This is a genomic window from Micromonospora purpureochromogenes (assembly GCF_900091515.1).
In the GTDB taxonomy this organism is placed as follows: domain Bacteria; phylum Actinomycetota; class Actinomycetes; order Mycobacteriales; family Micromonosporaceae; genus Micromonospora; species Micromonospora purpureochromogenes.
Map to the genome: position 1 here is coordinate 2,324,920 of NZ_LT607410.1, position 20,960 is coordinate 2,345,879.

General features: G+C 73.4%; 21 protein-coding genes. 12 read left to right on the top strand and 9 right to left on the bottom strand.

Going from position 1 to position 20,960, the window contains the following annotated elements; all coding sequences use genetic code 11:
* Positions 1-17 precede the first annotated feature (17 nt).
* Together mptB (GA0074696_RS10910) and mptB (GA0074696_RS10915) are read left to right on the top strand one after the other, a co-directional pair.
* The gene (gene mptB, locus GA0074696_RS10910; RefSeq protein WP_172894610.1) at positions 18-1,418 is read left to right on the top strand and encodes a polyprenol phosphomannose-dependent alpha 1,6 mannosyltransferase MptB; all 1,401 of its coding nucleotides are present in this window, start codon (positions 18-20) and stop codon (positions 1,416-1,418) included.
* Positions 1,419-1,431: 13 nt separating this feature from the next.
* Entirely contained in the window at positions 1,432-2,913 is a 1,482-nt protein-coding gene (mptB, locus tag GA0074696_RS10915; protein ID WP_088960994.1) for a polyprenol phosphomannose-dependent alpha 1,6 mannosyltransferase MptB, read from the top strand.
* Between the two features lie 146 nt (positions 2,914-3,059).
* On the opposite strand, the gene glnA is transcribed toward mptB (GA0074696_RS10915), so the two are convergent.
* Positions 3,060-4,484 (bottom strand): type I glutamate--ammonia ligase, encoded by a 1,425-nt coding sequence (gene glnA / locus GA0074696_RS10920; protein WP_088960995.1) that lies wholly within the window; start codon positions 4,482-4,484, stop codon positions 3,060-3,062.
* A gap of 276 nt (positions 4,485-4,760) precedes the next feature.
* Here glnA and GA0074696_RS10925 point away from each other — a divergent pair, with 276 nt between their 5' ends.
* Positions 4,761-5,174, top strand: a complete 414-nt coding sequence (locus GA0074696_RS10925; RefSeq protein ID WP_088964488.1) for an RDD family protein — start codon at positions 4,761-4,763, stop codon at positions 5,172-5,174.
* An 84-nt stretch (positions 5,175-5,258) separates the two neighbouring features.
* Here the strand turns inward: GA0074696_RS10925 and GA0074696_RS10930 are convergent, their stop codons facing one another.
* Positions 5,259-5,945, bottom strand: a complete 687-nt coding sequence (locus GA0074696_RS10930) for a DUF4191 domain-containing protein (RefSeq protein ID WP_088960996.1) — start codon at positions 5,943-5,945, stop codon at positions 5,259-5,261.
* A 193-nt stretch (positions 5,946-6,138) separates the two neighbouring features.
* Here GA0074696_RS10930 and GA0074696_RS31160 point away from each other — a divergent pair, with 193 nt between their 5' ends.
* On the top strand, positions 6,139-6,309 hold the full coding sequence (locus tag GA0074696_RS31160; RefSeq protein ID WP_172894252.1) for a hypothetical protein: 171 nt from the start codon (positions 6,139-6,141) through the stop codon (positions 6,307-6,309).
* Positions 6,310-6,314: 5 nt separating this feature from the next.
* Entirely contained in the window at positions 6,315-9,338 is a 3,024-nt protein-coding gene (locus GA0074696_RS32245; protein ID WP_269458718.1) for a helix-turn-helix transcriptional regulator, read from the top strand.
* Between the two features lie 153 nt (positions 9,339-9,491).
* On the opposite strand, the gene GA0074696_RS10940 is transcribed toward GA0074696_RS32245, so the two are convergent.
* Both GA0074696_RS10940 and lipA read right to left on the bottom strand, forming a co-directional pair.
* The gene (locus GA0074696_RS10940) at positions 9,492-11,138 is read right to left on the bottom strand and encodes a hypothetical protein (RefSeq protein ID WP_088960997.1); all 1,647 of its coding nucleotides are present in this window, start codon (positions 11,136-11,138) and stop codon (positions 9,492-9,494) included.
* Positions 11,139-11,198: 60 nt separating this feature from the next.
* Positions 11,199-12,188 (bottom strand): lipoyl synthase, encoded by a 990-nt coding sequence (gene lipA, locus GA0074696_RS10945; protein WP_088960998.1) that lies wholly within the window; start codon positions 12,186-12,188, stop codon positions 11,199-11,201.
* 409 nt (positions 12,189-12,597) lie between these two features.
* On the opposite strand from lipA, the gene aspS reads away from it, so the two are divergent.
* The 3 genes from aspS (at position 12,598) to GA0074696_RS10960 (ending at position 15,533) form a co-directional block, all read left to right on the top strand.
* Positions 12,598-13,884: an aspartate--tRNA(Asn) ligase gene (gene aspS / locus GA0074696_RS10950; protein ID WP_088960999.1), complete on the top strand. Its 1,287-nt coding sequence runs from the start codon at positions 12,598-12,600 to the stop codon at positions 13,882-13,884.
* A gap of 211 nt (positions 13,885-14,095) precedes the next feature.
* Complete coding sequence (locus tag GA0074696_RS10955; protein ID WP_172894255.1) at positions 14,096-14,701, top strand: ArsR/SmtB family transcription factor; 606 nt, start codon at positions 14,096-14,098, stop codon at positions 14,699-14,701.
* A 73-nt stretch (positions 14,702-14,774) separates the two neighbouring features.
* Positions 14,775-15,533: an SRPBCC family protein gene (locus GA0074696_RS10960; protein ID WP_088961000.1), complete on the top strand. Its 759-nt coding sequence runs from the start codon at positions 14,775-14,777 to the stop codon at positions 15,531-15,533.
* A gap of 31 nt (positions 15,534-15,564) precedes the next feature.
* Here GA0074696_RS10960 and GA0074696_RS10965 read toward each other — a convergent pair whose 3' ends face one another.
* Together GA0074696_RS10965 and GA0074696_RS32550 are read right to left on the bottom strand one after the other, a co-directional pair.
* On the bottom strand, positions 15,565-15,945 hold the full coding sequence (locus tag GA0074696_RS10965; protein ID WP_197700827.1) for a mycothiol transferase: 381 nt from the start codon (positions 15,943-15,945) through the stop codon (positions 15,565-15,567).
* On the bottom strand, positions 15,927-16,145 hold the full coding sequence (locus GA0074696_RS32550; RefSeq protein WP_197700828.1) for a mycothiol transferase: 219 nt from the start codon (positions 16,143-16,145) through the stop codon (positions 15,927-15,929). Before GA0074696_RS32550 ends, GA0074696_RS10965 begins: the two co-directional genes overlap by 19 nt.
* 84 nt (positions 16,146-16,229) lie before the next feature.
* Between GA0074696_RS32550 and GA0074696_RS10970 the strand changes: the two genes are divergently transcribed.
* On the top strand, positions 16,230-16,628 hold the full coding sequence (locus GA0074696_RS10970) for a hypothetical protein (RefSeq protein ID WP_157745869.1): 399 nt from the start codon (positions 16,230-16,232) through the stop codon (positions 16,626-16,628).
* 110 nt (positions 16,629-16,738) lie between these two features.
* On the opposite strand, the gene GA0074696_RS30720 is transcribed toward GA0074696_RS10970, so the two are convergent.
* Complete coding sequence (locus GA0074696_RS30720; RefSeq protein WP_157745870.1) at positions 16,739-17,779, bottom strand: hypothetical protein; 1,041 nt, start codon at positions 17,777-17,779, stop codon at positions 16,739-16,741.
* Positions 17,780-18,302: 523 nt separating this feature from the next.
* On the opposite strand from GA0074696_RS30720, the gene GA0074696_RS10980 reads away from it, so the two are divergent.
* The 3 genes from GA0074696_RS10980 (at position 18,303) to GA0074696_RS10990 (ending at position 19,907) form a co-directional block, all read left to right on the top strand.
* A complete protein-coding gene (locus GA0074696_RS10980; RefSeq protein WP_157745871.1) occupies positions 18,303-18,716 on the top strand; it encodes a hypothetical protein in 414 nt (137 codons plus the stop codon).
* Positions 18,717-19,191: 475 nt separating this feature from the next.
* Complete coding sequence (locus GA0074696_RS10985) at positions 19,192-19,509, top strand: hypothetical protein (protein ID WP_088961004.1); 318 nt, start codon at positions 19,192-19,194, stop codon at positions 19,507-19,509.
* Entirely contained in the window at positions 19,506-19,907 is a 402-nt protein-coding gene (locus GA0074696_RS10990) for a hypothetical protein (RefSeq protein WP_088961005.1), read from the top strand. The genes GA0074696_RS10985 and GA0074696_RS10990 overlap by 4 nt, the downstream gene beginning before the upstream one ends.
* Here GA0074696_RS10990 and GA0074696_RS10995 read toward each other — a convergent pair.
* Positions 19,904-20,296 (bottom strand): VOC family protein, encoded by a 393-nt coding sequence (locus tag GA0074696_RS10995; protein WP_088961006.1) that lies wholly within the window; start codon positions 20,294-20,296, stop codon positions 19,904-19,906. The genes GA0074696_RS10990 and GA0074696_RS10995 overlap by 4 nt on opposite strands.
* A gap of 5 nt (positions 20,297-20,301) precedes the next feature.
* Positions 20,302-20,937: a lipoyl(octanoyl) transferase LipB gene (lipB, locus tag GA0074696_RS11000; RefSeq protein WP_088961007.1), complete on the bottom strand. Its 636-nt coding sequence runs from the start codon at positions 20,935-20,937 to the stop codon at positions 20,302-20,304.
* Between the last annotated feature and the right edge of the window lie 23 nt (positions 20,938-20,960).

Consider the following 20,960-nt stretch of genomic DNA (forward strand, 5'->3'; position numbering starts at 1 on the left):
CTGGCAGCATGTCGGACGTGCCTCACCACCTCTCGCGCTGGATCGGCCTGGCCGGCTCGACGCTGCTCGCCGTCGCCGCGTACCTCGGTGGCGCGCTGCCGGACTCCCCGCTGCGCCCCACCCCGGTCAGCATCTGGCAGGGCCGGCACGGGCCGCTGGTCATCGGCCTCTGGCTGGCCGGCACCGCGCTGATGGCGTGGGCCTGGTGGTCGCTGCGCGACCGGGTGCCGTCCGCCCGCTGGGCGCTGGTCACCGCCGGGCTCTGGCTGGTCCCGCTGCTGGTCGCGCCGCCACTGGGCAGCCGGGACGTCTACGCGTACGCCTGCCAGGGCGCGAGCTACGCGGCCGGGATCAGCCCGTACGAGCAGGGCGTCTCCGCGCTGCCCTGCCCGTGGTTGGACACCATCTCGTACATCTGGCGGGACACCCCCGCGCCGTACGGGCCGCTGTTCGTCATGATCTCCGGCGCGATCGTCAAGGCCACCGGCTCGCTCACCGCCGCCGCCGCGCTGTTCCGGCTGCTGGCGCTGGCCGGGGTGGCGCTGACCGCCTGGTGCCTGCCGGTGCTGGCCCGCCGCTGCGGGGTGCCGGTGCCGCGGGCGCTCTGGCTGGCCCTGGCGTCCCCCCTGGTCGGCGTGCACCTGATCTCCGGCGCGCACAACGACGCGCTGATGGTCGGCCTGATGGTCGCCGGGTTGGCGGTGGTGGCGTCCCGGCCCGGTCGCCGCTGGGCGCTGCTGGCCGGGGGAGTGCTGCTCGGGCTCGCCGCCGCCGTGAAGATCACCGCGTTGGTGGTGGTGCCGTTCGCCGCGCTGGCCGCGATGGCCGGGCCGTACCGGATCCGGACGCTGATCCGGGACGGCGGCCCGGTGGTCGGCGGCGCGCTCGCGGCGGCGCTCGGGGCGAGCTTCGCGGCGGGCCTGGGCTTCGGCTGGATCAGCGGGCTGGAGCAGGGGAGCCTGGTGATCGCCTGGACCTCGCCGTCCACCGCGGTCGGGCAGACCGTCGGGTACGTCGCGGCGCTCTTCGGCGCGCACGTCGACGCGCTGCCGGTGACCAGGGCGATCGGCGTGCTGGTGCTCGCCGTGCTGCTGGTGTGGCTGTGGTGGCGGGCCCGTACCCGGGATCCGCTCTGGCACGCCGGGCTGGCCCTGGCCGCCACGGTGGCCCTGTCCCCGCTCTTCCACCCCTGGTACTGGATCTGGCCGCTGACCGTGCTGGCCGCCACCGCGCGGCGTACCGGATGGTTCTCGCTGGTCGCGCTGGTGTCGTCGTTCCTGGTGCTGGCCGACGGCACCGGCCTGGCCCGGTTCACCAAGATGCCCGGTGCGCCGCTGATGACGCTGTTGGTGATCGTGGTGGCCGTCCGGTTGGTACGGTCGGCTCGGGCGGCCCGCCGGCCGGCCCCCGCCGCCTGAGGAGAGGTTGCCGGTGACCGAGCCCGGCCCGCCGACCACCGGCCGGGCCCGGCTCGCCCGGTACGCCGGCCTGCTTGGCGCGGTGCTGCTCACCGTCGCCGGGTGGCTGGGCGGGGCGCTGCCGGACATCCCGCCCGCCGGCCCCTGGCACGCCGGAAACGCCCCTTGGGCGCTGGGCTGCTGGCTGCTCGGCACGGCGCTGCTGGTCGGGGCCTGGTGGTCGCTGCGCCGGGGCGCCCCGTCTACCCGGTGGGCGTACCTGACCGCCGGGCTGTGGCTGCTCCCGCTGCTGGCCGCGCCGCCGCTGGGCAGCCGGGACGTCTACTCGTACGCCTGCCAGGGCTGGGCGTACGCCGCCGGCCACGACCCGTACGACGTGGGGGTGGCGGCGGCCGGCTGCCCCTGGGTGGAGTCGGTCGCGCCGATCTGGCGGGACACCCCCGCGCCGTACGGCCCGTTCTTCGTGCTGCTCGCCGCGCTGGCCGCGACCCTCGGCGGCGGCCTGGTCGGCACCGTCGTGCTGCTGCGGCTCGTCGCGCTGGCCGGGGTGCTGCTGGCCGCGCTCTGCCTGCCCGGGTTGGCCCGGGCCGCCGGGGTGCCCACCGCCCGGGCGGCCTGGCTGGCGCTGGCCTGCCCGCTGGTCGGGGTGCACCTGGTGGCCGGGGCGCACAACGACGCGGTGATGCTCGGGCTGCTCCTGCTCGGCCTGCTGGTGCTGGTCCGGCTGCCCGGCCGGCCGACGGCGCTGCTGGCCGCCGGGGTGCTGCTGGGCCTGGCGGTGACCGTGAAGGCCACCGCCGTGGTGGTGCTGCCGTTCGCGGCCCTCGCGGCGGTGCTCGGCCGGTACACCCCGCGCGCCCTGCTGCGGGACGGGGGCTGGCTGGCCGGCGGCGTGCTGGCCGCGCTGGCCGCCACCTCGGCGCTGTCCGGGCTCGGCCTGGGCTGGCTCGCCGGGCTGGCCCGCAGCGGCGACGCCGAGCAGTGGACCTCCCCGCCCACCGCCGTGGGCGTCGTCGTGGACTACCTCGGCGAGATGGCCGGGCGGGAGCCGGGCGCGGTGCCGGTCATCCGGGCGGTGGCGCTGGTGCTGCTCGCGGTGCTGCTGGTGGTGCTCTGGTGGCGGGCCTGGTCGGCGCTGCGCGCCCTCAACGACGTCCGGCAGCGGGTGCGCCGGCTGGCGGTGGCCCGCCCCCGGGTGACCCTGCACGCCGCCGGCGTCGCGCTGGCCGCCACGGTGGTGCTCGCCCCGGTCTTCCACCCCTGGTACGCGACCTGGCCGCTGCTGCTGCTCGCCGTGTCGGCGACCCGGACCGGGTGGTTCGTGCTGCCCGCCGCGGTGGCCACCTTCCTGGCCCTGCCGGACGGGACGTCCCTGGCCCGGTACACCAAGGCACCCGGCGCGATCGCCATGACCGTGCTGGTGGTGGCACTCGCGGCATGGGCGTGGCACCGGTGGCGCCGAGGCCGCCCCGCCCCGCCCGCCACCCGACCCTGACCCTGCACCCGTTTGCGGCGTGTCGGGGTGTCGGACGGCGCGGGCACCCCGACACGCCGCAAACGGGGTCGATCAAGGGGCCGGACGACGGAACGGGCCGGCTCCGCGAATCGCGGAGCCGGCCCGTTCCGGTGTCGGACGACTGCTCAGCAGTCGAAGTACATGGCGAACTCGTGCGGGGTCGGGCGCAGACGGACCGGGTCGACCTCGTTGGCGCGCTTCCAGCCGACCCAGGTGGAGATCAGGTCGGGGGTGAAGACGCCGCCGTCGAGCAGGTAGTCGTGGTCGGCCTCGAGGGCGTCGAGCACGGCCGGCAGCGAGCCGGGCACCTGCTTGACGTCGCCCCACTCCTCCGGCGGCAGGTCGTAGAGGTCCTTGTCGATCGGCGCCGGCGGCTCGATCTTGTTCTTGATGCCGTCCAGGCCGGCCATCATCATCGCCGAGAAGGCGAGGTACGGGTTGCTGGACGGGTCCGGCACCCGGAACTCGACCCGCTTGGCCTTCGGGTTGCTGCCGGTGACCGGGATGCGGGTGCAGGCGGAGCGGTTGCGCTGGGAGTAGACCAGGTTGACCGGCGCCTCGAAGCCCGGCACCAGCCGGCGGTACGAGTTGACCGTCGGGTTGGTGAAGGCCAGCAGCGACGGCGCGTGGTGCAGCAGACCACCGATGTACCAGCGGGCCGTGTCCGACAGGCCGGCGTAGCCGGTCTCGTCGTAGAACAGCGGCTCGCCGTTGAGCCAGAGGCTCTGGTGGGTGTGCATGCCGGAGCCGTTGTCGCCGAAGAGCGGCTTGGGCATGAAGGTGGCGGTCTTGCCGGCGGCCCAGGCCTCGTTCTTGATCAGGTACTTGAAGAGCTGGAGCTGGTCGGCCGAGTGCAGCAGGGTGGAGAACCTGTAGTTGATCTCCGACTGGCCGGCGGTGCCGACCTCGTGGTGCGAGCGCTCGACGGTGAAGCCGGCGTCGATCAGCCGGCGGACCATGCTGTCGCGCAGGTCGGCGTAGTGGTCCACCGGCGGCACGGGGAAGTAGCCGCCCTTGTAGGCGGTCTTGTAGCCGCGGTTGCCGCCGTCTTCCTCACGGCCGGAGTTCCACGCGCCCTCGATCGAGTCGATGTAGTAGAACGACTGGTGGGCGGAGGTCTCGTGGCGGATCGAGTCGAAGATGTAGAACTCGGCCTCGGCGCCGAAGTACGCGGTGTCGGCGATGCCGCTGGCCGCCAGGTACGCCTCGGCCTTCTTGGCCACGTTCCGCGGGTCCCGGGAGTAGGCCTCGCGGGTGAACGGGTCGTGGATGAAGAAGTTCAGCGCGAGGGTCTTCTGCGCGCGGAACGGGTCGATGAACGCGCTCGCGACGTCCGGGAGCAGGAGCATGTCCGACTCGTGGATCGCCTGGAAGCCGCGGATCGACGAGCCGTCGAACGCGAGGCCGTCGGTGAAGACGCTGTCGTCGAAGGACTCGACCGGCAGATTGAAGTGCTGCATCACGCCGGGCAGGTCACAGAAACGTACGTCGACGAACTTCACGTCCTCGTTCTTGAGGTATCGCAGGAGTTCCTCGGGATTGGCAAACACACGTCCTCCTGGCACGTCCACTCCGGTGGCTGGGCACTGACGACGCTATGGCCGTGCGGTTGCCCGGCCGTGTCTCCTCTGTTTCCGCCGTGTTACGTCGCTCGCGGAGCGTCATCGGCGCCGCTCAGCCCTCGGCGGGTCACCGTTCGGACGATACCCGCTGGGAGGGTGTATAGCCAATTGATACGGTTGGCCCGATTCCGCGATACGTGCCGATCCGGCGTCCGCTGCCCACCCCGGCCACCGCCGGCGGGGCGCTGACTACCCTTGACCGTCGTGACCAACCCGCACGCCGCGGCACCGGTGCCGCCCGCCGCCGATCCGTCCTTCACCCCGCCGAGCCTCGGCCGCCGGTTCGGTGCCCTGGTGATCGACTGGGTGCTCTGCCTGCTGGTCGCCCGCGGCTTCGCCGACCCGGTCAGCGACGGCTGGGCCGCGCCGCTGGTACTGATCCTGGAGTACGGCTTCTTCCTCGGCCTCTTCGCGCAGACCCCCGGCATGTACATCACCAGGGTGCGCTGCGTCGGCTGGGCCGACGGTGGCCGGATCGGGCTGCTCCGGGCGCTGCTGCGGGGCCTGCTGCTCGCCCTGTTGGTACCCGCGCTGATCATGGACGAGCACCGGCGCGGGCTGCACGACCGGCTCACCGGCTCGGTGATCGCCGACGCGCCCCGCCCCACCCGCCCCTGACCCGCCCCAGCCCGTCAGGGGCGGGGAGTGTCACCGAAAAGAGCCGGGCCCCTCGGGGGCCCGGCTCTTCGCGTACGTCGGGGGTCAGCGGCCCCGCGTCTGGCGGAACGCGCGCGGCGGCCGCATGTTCTTCGGGATCGCGCCCTTGGGCATCTGCGGGCGGGCGGTGAGCGCCTTGAGCCGCTTGTCCAGGGCGTTGACGTCCTTGCCCTGCAGGTTGCGCGGCAGCCGCATCAGGGTCATCCGCAGCTTGCGGATCGGCAGCTCACCCTCGCCCTGGCCGATCACGTAGTCGTAGAGCGGCGCCGAGCCGATCACCTTGGCCAGCCGGCGCTTCTCCTGGCCGAGCAGGCCGCGCACCCGCTGCGGGTTCCCCTCGGCCAGCAGGATCACGCCGGGGCGGCCGATCACCAGGTGGACCATGTCCATCTGGGTCGTGGAGCTGACCGCCGGGGTGACCCGCCAGTCGCCGCGCATGCTCTCCATGATCTGCGCCGCCGCGCCGGGCTGCCCCTCGGCCGCGTTCATCATCGCCTTGTTGGACCGCAGGTTGAGCACGATCAGCACGGCGAGCAGGGTGATCAGGATGCCCACCGGCAGCCAGAGCCAGCCCCAGAGGATCACCGCGACCACGGTGAGCGCGAGCGGGATCAGCACCGCCGCAGCGGTCAGCGGCGCGAACCACCTGTCCTGCTTGGCGGTGAACTGGAACACCATCCCGATCTGCTTCAGCCGCTGGCCGATCGAGACCTTCTCCTGGGGCTTTGCCATGCCCCAGAGTCTAGTGGTCCCCGCCGGTGCAGATGATCCGCGGCCGGCTGAGTACCTTACGCCGCCTCAGCGGGCGTTTCCGGCCCCGGTAAGGAGGGCGCCCGGCCGAAGATCAGGCGGCACACCCATGCCCCGGGGGCACCTTCGCGCGGAAAGTCGACATCAGCGAACGACGACACCGAAGGAGCCCGACATGTTCGGCAACGACGCAGAATTCCTCCTCTCCCTCCACCGCAGCCACGCCGCCGAGCTCCAGGCCGACGCCGAGGCGGCCCGGCTGGCCCGGTCCCTGCCGCGCCGGCACGGCCGTAGCTGGCTGAGCCGCCGCAGCCGCCCGGGCCGCACCGACGCCGCCCGCCGGTGACGACCGTGGCCACCGCCGCTGCGGCGGCGACCACCGGCCCCGCCGCCGCGGCGGCGACCACCGGCCCCACCGGGGTGGCGGTCCCGGACCGCCCGGTCGGTGGGGCCGGTGCCGGCGGCGGGCGTGGCATGCTCGGTGCCGTGACCGTACGCGCCGCCAGCACCGTCCTCGTCGGCCGTCAGGGCGAGGTCGGGTCGCTGCGCACCGCCCTGGCCCGCGCCCGGGCCGGGGAACCCACCACCGTCCTGGTCGGCGGCGAGGCCGGCGTCGGCAAGACCCGGCTGCTGGAGGAGTTCGGCGCGCTGGCCGGCGCCGCCGGCGCCCGGCTGCTGGTCGGTCAGTGCCTGGAGTTGGGCGAGGCCGGCCTGCCCTTCGCGCCGTTCGCCGCCGCGCTGCGCGAGGTGCTGCGCCGCGACGGTCCCGGCGTCTTCGACGGGTACGAGCCGGAGTTCGCCCGCCTGCTGCCCGAGCTGGGCCGGGGACCCGCCGCCGTCGCCGCGCCGGCCGGGCCGGCCCTCTCCGACGCCCCCCGGGGCTACCTGTTCGACCTGGTCGGGGAGCTGTTCCACCGGCTCGCCGCCGACCAGCCGCTGGTGCTGGTGATCGAGGACCTGCACTGGGCCGACCGGTCCACCCGCGACCTGATCGGCTTCCTGGTCCGGGCCGCCCGCACCGCCCGGCTGCTGCTGGTCTGCACGTACCGCACCGACGAGCTGCACCGGGGCCACCCGCTGCGGCCGTTCCTGGCCGAGCTGGACCGGGCCCGCGGTGTCGAGCGGATCGAGCTGGCCCGCCTCGACCGGGACGGCACCGCCGCGATCCTCGCCGACATCCTCGGCGCCGAACCGGCGGCCCGGGCCGTCGACGACGTCCACGAACGTACCCAGGGCAACCCGTTCTTCATCGAGGAGCTGGCCGCGGCCGGCGACCCGGTCGGCTGCGCCACCCTGCCGGAGACCCTGCGCGACCTGCTGCTGGCCCGGGTCGACCGGCTCCCCGACGCCGCGCAGCGGGTGCTGCGCATCGCCGCCGCCGGCGGCACCCGCTTCGCGCACCAGCTCCTCGCCGAGGTCGCCGGCCTGCCCGAGCCCGAGCTGGAGGACGCGCTGCGCGCCGCCGTCGCCGCCCAACTGGTCGTCGCCGACCCCGACGGCGACTACGAGTTCCGGCACGCCCTGGTCCGCGAGGCCGTCCACGACGAGCTGCTGCCCGGCGAGCACGCCCGGCTGCACGCCCGGTACGCCGCCGCCATCGAGGCGCAGCCGCACCTGGTCGCCGCCGGCCGCGCCCCGGCCGAGCTGGCCCACCACTGGTACGCCGCCCACGACCACCCCCGCGCCCTGGTCACCGCCCGCGCGGCGGCCTGCGCCGCCGCCGACCGGTACGCGTACGCGGAGCAGAGCCGGCTGCTGGAGCGGGTGCTGGAGCTGTGGGAACTGGTGCCCGACGCCGCCGACCGGCTCGGGATGGACCACCTGGCGGTGCTGGAGGAGACCCTGGACGCCGCCACCACGGCCGGCGACTACAGCCGCGGGCTCACCCTCACCCGCGCCGCGCTGGCCGAGGTGGACGCCGACGCCGCGCCGCTGCGCGCCGCCCGGCTGCTGGACCGGCGGGGACGGCTGCTCGCCCTGCTCGGCAAGAGCGACGGCAGCGCCGAGCTGCGCGAGGCGTACCGGCTGGCGGGTGGGGTGCCGGACGGACCGGAGCGGGTCCGCCTGCTCGCCGACATCGCCGCGCACCTGGTGAAGATCGATCCGCAGCTGGCCGCGGCGGTCGCCGCCGAGGCGCGCACGGTCGCCGAGGCGGTCGGCGAGGACCTCGCCCTGTTGCCCACCCGGATCGCCATGCTCTGCCGCACCGACCAGGCCCCGGACCTCGGCCTGGCCGAGCTGCGCCGGGCCGAGGCGCTGGCCCGCGCCGCCGGCAACGCGCCGGCGCTGGTCAGCGCGCTGGTCCACCTCTCCGACGTGCTCTTCGAGCTGGGCCGGTACGCCGAGTCCGCCGAGGCGGCCGCCGCCGGGGTGAGCGAGGCGCGCCGGGTCGGCATCAGCCGCTCCACCGGGGCGTACCTGCTGTCCAACCAGGCCGAGGCGCTGCTCGCCCTGGGCCGCTGGGACGAGGCCGACGCGGCCTGCGCCGACGCGGCCCGGATCGACCCGCCCGGCGTCTCCGGCCTGCACTGGCTCCAGCTGCGCGCCGGGCTGCGGCTGGCCCGGGCCCACCCCGCCGCCGACGAGCTCGTCGGCCGCGCGTTGGGCTTCCTCGCCCGGCCGTACCTGTGGCCGAACCACCGGCTGCCCCTGCACGAACTGCGGATCGAGGCGGCGCTGGCGGCCGACGACAAGGTCGAGGCGGTCCGGGCGGCCCGCGCCGCGCTCGCCGACGACCGCCTGCCGCACCTGCCCCGCGAGGGGTGGCCGGTGCTCAGCGCCGCCGCCCGCACCGCCGCCCGGGTCGAGGACCGGGAGCTGGCCGCGGCGGTCAGCGCGCTCGCCGCCGAGCTGCCCGTCCGGCAGCCCGCCGAGCAGGCCCACGCGGCCCAGGTCGCCGCGCTGCTGACGGTCGGCGGTCGCGCGCTGCCCGTCTGGCGTACGGCGGTGCGGGCGTGGCGGGTCGACGGCCAGCCGTACCCGCTGGGGCGGTCCCTGCTGGCGCTGGCCGAGGCGGCCGCGTCGGCGGGGGAGCGGGACGAGGTCGCCGAGGCGGTGGCGGAGGCCGCCGGGATCGCCCAGCGGTTGGGCGCGACCCCGCTGGCCGAGCAGGCCGCCACCCTGGCCCGCCGGGTCGGCCTGCGCGGGGCGAGCCGGGGTCGCCCCGGCGCGGACCTGCTCACCTCCCGGGAACAGGAGGTGCTGCGGCTGGTCGCCGAGGGGCACAGCAACAGCCGGATCGCCGAGCAGTTGTTCATCTCGCCGAAGACCGCGAGCGTGCACGTCTCCCGGATCATCGCCAAGCTGGACGTCACCAACCGGGTCGAGGCCGCCGCCCTAGCCCACCGCCTCAACCTCCTAAACCCCCCACGCTGACCCCACCCCCCACCCCACCCGCCTCGCCCGACGACCACCCCCCGCCCGGGGCGCACTTTCAGAGAAAGCGTGGCTATTTCCGGCCACGAGGCCACGCTTTCCCTGAAAGTGCGCGGCAAAGGTGGGGGGTGGGGTGGGGTGGAGTGGGGTGGGTCAGGGGTGGGGGAGCCAGATGCGCCAGCCGGCGACCGTGAGCGGGTGTCGGGCCGGGGGTGGGGTGCGGTCCAGCCGCCGGGCGAGGGGGGAGCCGACCGGGGCGACGTAGGCCGGGGCCGGTGACTCGCGGACCGCGCGGGGGTAGGCGGGCAGCCGGTCGAGGCCGGGGTGCAGCGTCTCGTCGAGCACCGCGCAGACGATCTCCTCGCCGGTGGCGAAGGTGAGCCGGTTGCAGGTCCAGTACTCCCCGTACACGTGCCGGACGCCCCGCTCGCGCAGCGTTTCCACCAGCGCGCGGTGCCGCTGCGCCTCCGCCCGGTTCGTGGGCACGGTGGCCAGCGCGTCGGCGGTGGCGATCGTGGCGGTGCCGAGCAGAGCGACCAGCGCGCCGACGGCCGCCAGCCGCGGGAGGTCGACCGGACCGCGTCGCCGCGCCACGGTCCACAGCGGCCAGAGCAGCGCCGGGAGCGAAATGGCCAGGCAGGACAGGTAGCGGGAACTCTCCACCGGGGTCCGCCCGGCGGCGCTGCTGACCGTGTACGCCGCCAGCGTGCCCAGCGCCCCGGCCAGCAGCGCGAGCCGTACCGCCGCGCCGGCCCGCACCGTCCGAGCGCCGTCAGCCCGCACCGTCCGAGCGCCGTCAGCCCGCACCGCCCGAGCGCCGTCGGCCCGCACCGCCCGAGCGCCGTCGGCGCGCCACGCCCGCCAGGCCGACACCGCGGCCAGCACCAGCAGCACCGGCAGGGCGAGCGCCCACCAGAGCTGCCAGGTCGCGCAGTGCCCCGGGGAGCAGAGGCCCATGCCGAGCGCCGGCCCGAGCACCAGCCCGCCGTGCAGCCGGTCCGCCCAGCTCGCCACCGCGTCCCCGCCGCCGGCCGTGACGACTGCGGCGAGCGGGTTGTGGCCGTGCGTCAGGCCGTACCCGAGCAGTGGCGCCGCCCCCAGCAGCGCGGCCCCGGCCAGCAGGACGCCGCGGCGCCCGCGCAGGTCCCGCCCGGTGATCGTGACGAGCACCGCCCCGAGCGCCAGCACGTACGGCAGCAGCAGCGGATCGACCCAGACGGTCAACCCGGCGAGGAAGCCGAACCCGGCGAGGCGCCACCGGCGTCCCGCCGGCCGGCCGGTGACCAGGTCCAGGGTCAGCAGGGCCAGGCCCGCCCCGATCGGGTTCAGCTCGGGATAACCGCCCCCGGCGATGAGCTGGTTCTTGACGATCCGGTCCGCGCCCAGCGCCAGCAGCCCGACCACCAGCAGCGCGAACCAGCGGTCCCCGCCGAGGCGGCGGGTCAGCCGCCAGCTCAGCAGCAGGAAAAGCGCGTACAGGGCGAGCAGCGGCAGCCGCAGCGCGAGCACCGAGGGCCCGGCCAGCGCGACCAGCGGCGCGGCCAGGTACGCCTCCAGCGCACCCATGTACGCCTGCCCGTAGAAGAAGACCGGGAAGTCCTCGCCCCGGGCGATGTGCAGCGCGGCGAGCCCCATGGTCGCCTCGTCGCTGTTGGTGCGCGGGGTGTCCCCGAGCAGCAACGCGAGGCGGTATCCCACCCCGGCCAGGCCGACCAGCAGGGCGAGCACCACCGGCGCGGGCCACCGGGGCGCGCGGGGGCGGGTGGCGTCGCGCGCCGCCTGGCGTACCCCGGTGGTCATGCCTGCGATCATGGCATCCGGGCCGGGGCCGGCGGCCGGTGACGTGGCCGTCGGCCGGCCTCAGCCGGCGGCGGTGACGCCCTCGCGGGCCTCCAGCGCCTGCTTGTAGAGCCGCCCGGCCCGGTACGACGAGCGCACCAGCGGCCCGCTCATCACGCCGGCGAAGCCGATCTCCTCGGCCTCCTCGCGCAGCTCGACGAACTCCTCCGGCTTGACCCAGCGGGTGACCGGGTGGTGCCGGGGGGAGGGGCGCAGGTACTGGGTGATGGTGATCAGCTCGCAGCCCGCCTCATGCAGGTCGCGCAGCGCCTGGGAGACCTCGGCCCGCTCCTCGCCCATGCCCAGGATCAGGTTGCTCTTGGTGACCAGGCCGTCGGCGCGGGCCTGGCGGATCACGTCCAGCGAGCGCTCGTAGCGGAACGCCGGCCGGATCCGCTTGAAGATCCGCGGCACCGTCTCGACGTTGTGCGCCAGCACCTCGGGACGGGAGCTGAACACCTCGGCGAGCTGCTCGGGGACCGCGTTGAAATCGGGGATCAGCAGCTCGACGCCGCAGCCGGACTGCAGGGCGTGGATCTGGCGGACCGTCTCGGCGTAGAGCCAGGCCCCGCCGTCGGGCAGGTCGTCGCGGGCGACGCCGGTGATGGTGGCGTAGCGCAGCCCCATCGCGGCGACCGACTCGGCGACCCGACGTGGCTCGTCGGCGTCGAACTCGGCCGGCTTGCCGGTGTCGATCTGGCAGAAGTCGCAGCGCCGGGTGCACTGGTCACCGCCGATGAGGAAGGTGGCCTCGCGGTCCTCCCAGCACTCGTAGATGTTGGGGCAGCCGGCCTCCTGGCAGACGGTGTGCAGCCCCTCGCGCGAGACCAGGCCGCGCAGCTGGGTGTACTCCGGGCCCATCTTGGCCTTGACCTTGATCCACGGCGGCTTGCGCTCGATCGGCGTCTCGGCGTTGCGGGCCTCGATCCGCAGCAGCCGCCGCCCCTCAGGTGCGGCAGTCGCGGTACGGCCGGCCTGCTCGGTCGTCGGCGTGGAGTGCTCGATCGTCACGAAACCGAGACTACGCCCGGCGGTGGCGGTCGATGAACCGCGGGCGACCGGCGTCACGCCGCAGATGTTGTGACACCGGACACCGGGGGCCGAAAAACCCCGTCACACGCCTCCCGGGAGTGGTGCTAGCGTCTGCCGCAGAGCTGTGACGGAGCCGAGTAGGGCCCCGACCCGCCAGTGCAGAGAGCCGCCGGATGCTGGAAGGCGGTCTGGCGCCGGGGCGCGAAGACCCTCCTGAGCTGCGGGAAGAACGGCGTTCGCGCCCAGTAGAGCCCGCCCGGCCGGCCCCGGTGAAAAGGCGACGAACGAGGCCCCCGCCTGCGGGGGCGAAGGTGTGGTGGCACCGCGAGGTTCCCGCTCGCCCACACCTCCCTGGGATCGCGTTGCGATCGATCGAGGAGGTACCACCGTGCAACGCATCCTCTCCACCCAGCTTCCCGCCCACGTCGGGCGGACCGTCCGGATCGCCGGCTGGACCCACCGCCGCCGGCTGCTCAAGTCGGTGGCCTTCCTGATCGTGCGGGACGCCGCCGGCCTGAGCCAGGTCGTGGTCACCGACCCGGCCGTCCGCGCCGCGCTGGAGAAGCTCACCGAGGAGACGGTCGTCGAGGTCACCGCCACCGTGGTCGCGAACCCGACGGCGCCCGCCGGGGTCGAGCTGACCGACCCGACGGTACGACCACTCGGCCCGGCCGCCGTGCCGCCGCCGTTCGACCTGTACCGGCCGACGCTGACCGCGACCCTGCCCACCCAGCTCGACCACGCGCCCACCGCGCTGCGGCACCCGACCCGCTCGGCGGCGCTGCGGATCTCGGCGGCGGCGGTGGCCGGGTTCCGGGCCACCCTCGACGCCCGTGACTTCGTGGAGATCCACACCCCCAAGGTGGTCGGCTCGTCCACCGAGAGCGGGGCGAACGTCTTCGCGCTGGACTGGTTCGGCCGGCCCGCGTACCTGGCGCAGTCGCCGCAGTTCTACAAGCAGCTGATGGTGGGCGTCTTCGAGCGGGTCTGCGAGGTCGGTCCGGTGTTCCGGGCCGAGCCGCACGACACCGTCCGGCACCTGGCCCAGTACACCTCGCTCGACGTGGAGCTGGGCTTCGTCGCCGACCACCGGGACGTGATGGCCGTGCTGCGCGCCACCCTCGCCGGGATGCTGGCCGGCGTGGCGGACCGGGCCGGCGCGGCGGTGGCGACCCTCGGCATCGGGCTGCCCGAGGTGCCGGCCGAGATCCCGGCGGTGCACTTCACCGAGGCGTTGCGGATCGCCGGCGCGCCGGCCGACGAGCCGGACCTCGCCCCCGCCCACGAGCGGGCGCTGGGGGAGTGGGCGCGGGCCGAGCACGGCTCGGACTTCCTCTTCGTCACCGGGTACCCGATGGCGAAGCGGCCCTTCTACACCCACCCGGACCCGCAGCGGCCGGCGTACTCCAACGGCTTCGACCTGCTCTTCCGGGGGATGGAGCTGGTGACCGGCGGGCAGCGGCTGCACCGCTACGACGACTACCTGGCCGCGCTGGCCGCACGCGGCGAGCCGGTCGAGCCGTACGCCGGCTACGTCGACGCGTTCCGGCACGGAATGCCCCCGCACGGCGGCTTCGCCATCGGCCTGGAACGCTTCGTCGCCCGGCTGACCGGCGCCGCCAACGTCCGCGAGGTCACCGCCTTCCCCCGCGACCTGCACCGCCTCACCCCCTGACGGGTCCCCGCCCCGGTCCGTACCGGGCCGGGGCGGGTCAGGTGTGGGGGCGGAGTCTGGCGCGCAGGGTGCGGCGGGCCATCGGTCCGAGATCCTCGACGACCTCGATGAGGACGGCGAGGCCTTTCAGGGCGTCGAACGCGTGGGCGTCGCTTCCACCGACAAGTGGCCTTGTCTTGACAAGAAAAATTGTCGGTGGGAGGCTGGGGACATGTTCGACATCGCAGTGATCGAGGACCCGGCGGCCGCCGAGGCGTCGCTGGACCCGGTGCGCGCCCGGCTGCTTGCCGCGCTCGCCGAGCCGGCCTCGGCGACGATGCTCGCGGCCCGGGTCGGGCTGGCCCGCCAGAAGGTCAACTACCACCTCCGGGCGTTGGAGCAGCACGGCCTGATCGAGCTGGTCGAGGAGCGCCGCAAGGGCAACGTGACCGAGCGGGTCATGCGCGCCACCGCGGCGTCGTACGTCATCTCGCCGGCCGCCCTCGCCGCCGTGCGCCCGGATCCGGCCCAGGCGCCCGACCGGCTCTCCGCGCGGTGGCTGCTGGCGCTCGCCGCCCGGCTCGTCCAGGACGTCGGCGCGCTGATCACCGGCGCGGACCGGGCCGGGAAGCGCGTCGCCACCTTCGCCGTGGACGCCGACGTCCGGTTCGCCTCGGCGAGCGACCGGGCCGCGTTCGCAGAGGAGTTGGCGGCCGCCGTCGCCGACCTGGTCGGCCGGTACCACGACGAACAGGCTCCCGGGGGCCGACGGCACCGGGTGGTCCTCGCCCTGCACCCCAGCGTCGACCTCCCGACCGGCGCAGCCGAGGAGTCCTGACGATCACCCCGGTCCGCGCCCACTGATCCCCGCTCGACGACCACTTCGCACACTTCACAGAGAGAGGCACCCCATGGGACACCCGTTCGAACTCGGCAAGGACATCGCGCTGCCCGGCACGCCGGAGCAGGTGTGGGCGGCGATCGCGACCGGCCCGGGCATCGACTCGTGGTTCATGGGCCGCAGCGAGGTCGAGCCCCGCGAGGGCGGCCGGACCCGGTTCACCATGGCCGGTGAGGTCGCCGAGTCGACCGTGACGGCCTGGGAGCCCGGTAAGCGGTTCGCGTACCGGAGCGACCCGGGGCCGGACGGCACCTTCATGGCCATCGAGTACCTGATCGAGGGCCGCGAGCAGGGCGGCACTGTGCTGCGGCTGGTGCACAGCGGCGTCCTCGGGGACAACTGGGAGACCGAGTACGAGGCCATGCGGACCGGTTGGGACATGTACCTGGAGACGCTCGCGGCGTACCTGGCGCACTTCGCCGGCCGGGCCGGCACCCCGGTGGCGGCGTTCCGGCCCGGGGCGGGCGAACCGGACCAGGTCTGGGCGGCCGTGGCCGGCGCGTTCGGGCTCACCGGCCCGGTCACCGGGGGCGAGCCGGTCCGGCTCGAGCTGCCCGGGCTGCCGCCGGTCGACGGGGTGGTCGACCTCGTCGGCCTGCCGACGTACTTCGGCGTACGGACCTCGGACGCGCTCTACCGGTTCCTGCACTCCGGCCCGGACCGGGGCAACGTCCTGGTGCTCGGGCACCACCTCTTCGCCGCCGATTCGGACCCGGCTCGCGCCGAGCAGGCCTGGCAGGACTGGCTGACCCGGCTGCCGATCGGCTGACCGGGGTCGGGCCGGGGTCGCCTCGTCCGCGTCAGCTGCCCGGGATCGGCTGCCCCGCTCGCGGGCGCCACCCGGGCGGCGGGTCCTCACCGGTCAGCCCGTCCACCGCCTCGCGGAGCAGGTCGGCGTGGCCGGTGTGCCGGCCGTACTCCTCGATCAGGTCGCAGACGAGCCGGCGCAGGCTGGCCCGGGTGCCGTCGGGGGCGCAGGCGTGGACGAGTTGGTCGAGCCCGCCGTCGGCGAGGGCCGTCGCCAGCCTCGCGCGGGACCGGGCCACGGCGCCGTCCCAGAGCGCGTAGAGCTCGTCCGGGCTGTCGGCGGCGGCGGAGGTGAACGGCCACGCCTCGCTGTCCCAGGCGGCAAGGTCCCACGGCGGGCCCAGCGGCGCGCCGCTCAGCCGGACGGTGAACATGTCGTCCTCACGACGGCGAGGTGCTTGAGCAGGCCGCCGAGGGTCAGCGCGGAGGCGCCGACCCGGGCCCGCAGCCCGGCCGCGTCGAGGCCGTCGGCCTTCCAGCGGAAGGTCGTCCGCAGGCGGTCCAGCGCGCCGACCAGGTGCGCGACCTCGGTGCCCGCGAGCGGCGGCTCCCAGGGGGTGTCGTTGTCGGTCATCGCGCCACCGTAGGGCCGGGGTACGACCGTCCGACGGCTCCCGCCTAGCTAGGCCACCCGTGGGCGCGCAGCAGGAGAACCACGATGACGATCAGCCGCCCCGCCCAGCTCGTCCCCGTTTGCGGGGTGCCGGGGTGTCCGGAGCGCGGGACACCCCGACACGCCGCAAACGGGGGCCCCGCGGTCACCCTGCGCGCCGCCGCCCGCCGTTTGACCCAGCACCCGGCCGGGGTCGGCTACCACATCCCCGACGCGATTTTCGCCGCCGCGCAACACCTCACCGGCAGCCCTCGCCCGTACGACCTGGTCGAGGCGAACACCAAGATCATGGGCGGATACCTCCACGAGCAGGCCGGCCCAGCGTGCGAGATGACCGGCGGCGAGCTGATCCGCCGGTACGGCCTGTTCGCCCCGACCGACGTGATCATGAAGGCGCTCTACGCCGCCGCCGCGCAGTACGGTGGCTGCGACTTCGGCCCCTGACGACTTCGCCAACATCACCCGCTGAATCGACAGCGCGGGCCGACTCAGGTCGGCCGGCGCTGCGAGGACTCACCGAGAGCGGCGGCGTAGGTGCCGGAGCCGTCCCCCTGTCAGCGGAAGAGGTTCTGGTCGCCGTCGTCACGCATCCAGTCGTACTCAGGTCCCCGTTGGCCGCCGTGACCCGACTGCCGAGGCTTCTGCGTATCGGCTACAGGAGGTCGGGGCGAGGACGGTGGTGGGTTCGACGTTCGGGAGTCAAGCCCCCGAAGCCGTTCGTGGAGTTCGATAATGTCCCGCTCCAGACTGATGATCTGGTTGCGCAGTCGTTGCTGAGCTTCGTCGGACTCCTGCCGGTAGCGATCGAGTTCGTGGTAGCGCTCGTCGGCGATGTCGCGCGCTTCGGCGAGATCCACACGTGTCCGGGACTCGCGCTGCTCAAGCTCCTCATACTCGCGCTTCTTCTGCTCAAGAGCCGCTTGGCTGAAGTTCGCCTCTTCATGTGCATTGCGTACGCGTCGCTCAAGCGATTCAGCAGTCTCTTCGGCGGTACGGACACGCTCCTGAAGCGTGGCGACCAACCCGTCGAGTTCCTGCTTCGTTTGACGGATGAGGTCGTGAGCCGACTCAAGGGTGCTGTAGTCCTTCTGGAGTGAGTCGAGTTGACCCTGAAGGCTGGCAGCTTGATCACGAAGCCGGGCGGAGAGCTCCTCACCGCGTTCGAAACTGTCCTGGAGCCGTGCGAGTTCTTCTTGCAGCAGCAGGACACGAGTGGTGGGGTCACGAGCCTCTTCCGGTGAGGAGATCGCGTCTTCCACCGTCGCCCCATTGACGATCAGCCTGCCGGCATAGCGAGGCGGTCTTTCCTGGTGCACCGAGTAGTAGATGCCGGCAAGGCGTTCGACCTGGTGCTCGCGCCAGCTCTCTTCGGCGTCATCCGGGGCGCAGTGATCGAGAACCCATTCAACGAGCTGCCATCTGGGCCTGCCGTCGAGCTGACGAGCGATCGTCTTGTACGGATCTGGGCTCTCGGTAGCTTCCTGGACCTTGTCCGCTAGGCGCCGCATTGAGCCGTACTCCTTGCCATGCCGGCTCTCCATGAGCTCGCGGAGCGCCTTACTCAAGGGATTCGCGGGCTGCCTCAGGGTGCTCACGGATCGTATCTTTTCAGGGGTGATCCGGGTGGAGGCAGTCAACTTCCGGCTACAAGGAAATGTTTGGGCGCACCGATTGGCACATAACGGACAACATCCGTCCTCTGTGGAAGTTGAAACCGGCGAGGGCTGGTGGGCTAGACGGCAGGAGCCACTTCCCGGCGAAGGGAAGTGAGTCTTTTTCAAATTTCCCGGACATGGGAAATTTGGTCTTCATGATCACGTGATGGGATCGCTGACAACGAGGGGGGATCGCTGACAACGAGTGTTCTGACAGGTCAGTGAGGAGACCCAAGCGAAATTCTCGATCATCCAACTGCGGGGAACTTCCGATCCATCCGGCCGGGCGTCGGGAAGTTTGCATCCGCGAACTTTCACGTCTTCTGGAGATCCACTCGGACGTGGTGCCATTTCTACGCTGACGCAACCACGTCGGCAAGGCTCAGGGGCGTCTACCGCTTCGCGCTCACGATCGAGGTAGACGCCCCTGCTGGAATCCCGAGGGGGAACCCACATGGCGAGTATGACCGAACCACCGGCCGGCACAGAAGACCTGGCGCCTTGCGACTCGAGGTCGAGTCAGAACACGCCGGTCCAGCGCAGCAGCGGCACCTGGACCGGGGTTGCCGCTGTCGTTCTGGTGCTCGGCGGTGCTGCCGGGCTCCTGCTGACCGGTCACACCCTGCAGGAATCGCTGATCGGTGCGGGGGGTCTCGCCCTCATCGGCGGCCAGGTCGCGCGGCGCATCGTCGCCGACGCCGGTCCGCTGCCGACGATCGTCGTGGCATTCGCCGTCACCGCGTTCGGCGCGGTGATCCATCTGCAGGGTGCCATTCTCACGGAGGCCGTTGCGGGCGCTGGCATCGGCGGCTTCGCCGCTGGCGAGATCGCCGCCCGCATGTTCGGCACCGATCCGCGACCGCAGCGGAGGGTGTAGCGCCGATGATCACCGGGTCGGCTTCGTCCCTTGCGCTGTCGCACCGCAGCGGAGTGCCGGAGCCGACCGCGGCCCACCTTCTAAAGCTATCGTTGCCGACCCAAGTGGACCTGATCGGCTTTCGAAGAGCCGCGCCGGGTCTCCGCGTCGCGCTGTACATCGGCCCGAGGTCGTGCAACGGTACGGCGGGCACCATGATCATGGCGTGCTGCTGCTTGGCAAGGCGGTCGTGGCCACCGGTGACGCCAACGTGGCCGCACCGGTGGCCACGACGATGAACGGCAGCGGCGGGACATCCGTGAAGGGACGGCCCGCCGCTGGTCGTCAGTGGGTTAGTGCCAGGTGTGCGCTGGCGAGCGGAACCCCGAGGATACGAGCCACCCTCGCGACCTTGCTCGTTGCCTTCCCTGATCACGCCCGGTATTGCCGGTCGCGATCAGCCAGGTGGCGGTGCTACTGGCGTATGCTCTGCGGTATGACCAAACCGGTGAGGAAGCTGTCGATCTCCGTCCCGCCCGACGTCGCCGAACGCCTGGAGCAGGAGCCCAACGCCTCTGCCTACATCACCCAGGCCGTCCGTGACCGGATGCGCTTGGACGCCCTCGACGCCGAGCTGGCCCACGCCGGCATCGAGATCACTGAGCGGGGTGTGGCCGCCGCTCGCGCCCGCCGCGCCGCCGTCGAGGCCGAATGGCCGCCGGAGCGTCGCCAGGAGGTCCGCGAGCGCGTGCGCCAGCACATGCGCGACGAGGCCGCTGGCGCCGCCGGCGCTCTCGACGAGCCGGCCGCGTGAGCACCGAAGACGAGGACCGGCCGGTCCGGCTGCTGCTGGACCGCTCCGCGCTGCTGGCCTACGTCGCCGGATCGGTGCACGCCGCCGAACCGCTGCACGAGGTCATCGCCGACCGCAACCGCTTCGGCGTCACCGCCGTAACCGCCGCCGAAACCCTCGCGCTGGTCGACGACCCGAAAGACCGCGTCACCCTCCACCGGCTCTTGACCCTCGACGCCTGCGCCGTCCTGCCCACCGACGGGCACACCTGGCACGAACTGAGCTACTGGCGCGCGTTCACTGGCCGCGTCGACCTGGCCTCCACCATCATGGCCAGCTTCGAATACGACGCGGCGATCCTCACCCGCGAGGACCGTTACGGCGACGGCGACCTGCCCGTGATACTCATGCCGGACTAGCCGGGGCCGAGCAGGTCCCAGCGATTGCCGGCGATGTCGAGGAAGACGGCGACCCGCCCGTACGGCTCGGTGCGCGGCGGTCGCACGAACTCGACCCCCGCGTCGACCATCCGCCGGTGCACCGCGTCGAAGTCGTCGACCTGGAGGAAGAAGCCGACCCGGCCGGCGACCTGGTCGCCGACCGCGCGCTCCTGGCGCTCGGAGTCGGCGCGGGCGAGCAGCAGGCCGGTCTGCGCCCCGGGCGGGCGGACGACGACCCAGCGCTTGGGGCGCCCGTCGGTGGTCAGCGAGGGGGAGTCCTCGATCAGGTCGAAGCCGAGCACCTCGGTGAAGAAGGCGATCGCCGGGTCGTACTCGGCGACGACGACGGTGACGAGATCGACGTGCACTGGGCTCAGCCGAGCAGGGTGGGCAGCCGACGCTCGACCACCGGGAGGACGTCGGCAACGCTGACCGGTCGGCCCAGCTCGGCGGTGAGCGAGGTGACGCCCGCGTCGCGGATGCCGCAGGGCACGATCCGGTCGAAGTACGTCAGGTCGCAGTCGCAGTTGATCGAGAAGCCGTGCAGGGTCACCCCACGGGCGACCCGGATGCCGATGGCGGCCACCTTGCGGGCCGGACCCCGGTCGTCCTCGGGTACCCAGACGCCGCTGCGCCCCTCGACCCGGCCGGCGGCCAGCCCGAACTCGGCGCAGACGTCGATCAGCAGCTGCTCGGTGCGGCGCACGTAGGCGACCACGTCCACCGGGTCCGGCAGGCGCAGGATCGGGTAGCCGACGAGCTGGCCCGGCCCGTGCCAAGTGATCTTGCCGCCCCGGTCCACGTCGACGACCGGGGTGCCGTCCATCGGGCGGTCCCACGGCTCGGTGCGCTTGCCGGCGGTGTAGACGCTCGGGTGCTCCAGCAGCAGCACGGTGTCGCGCTCGCCCGCCACCACCGACTCGTGGAGGCGGCGCTGTTCGTCCCAGGCGGCCTGGTAGTCGAGCAGGCCGGCGCGGACGGCCGTCAGGCCGGAAGTCGTCGCGGTCACCTCACAAGCCTAGACCCGCACCC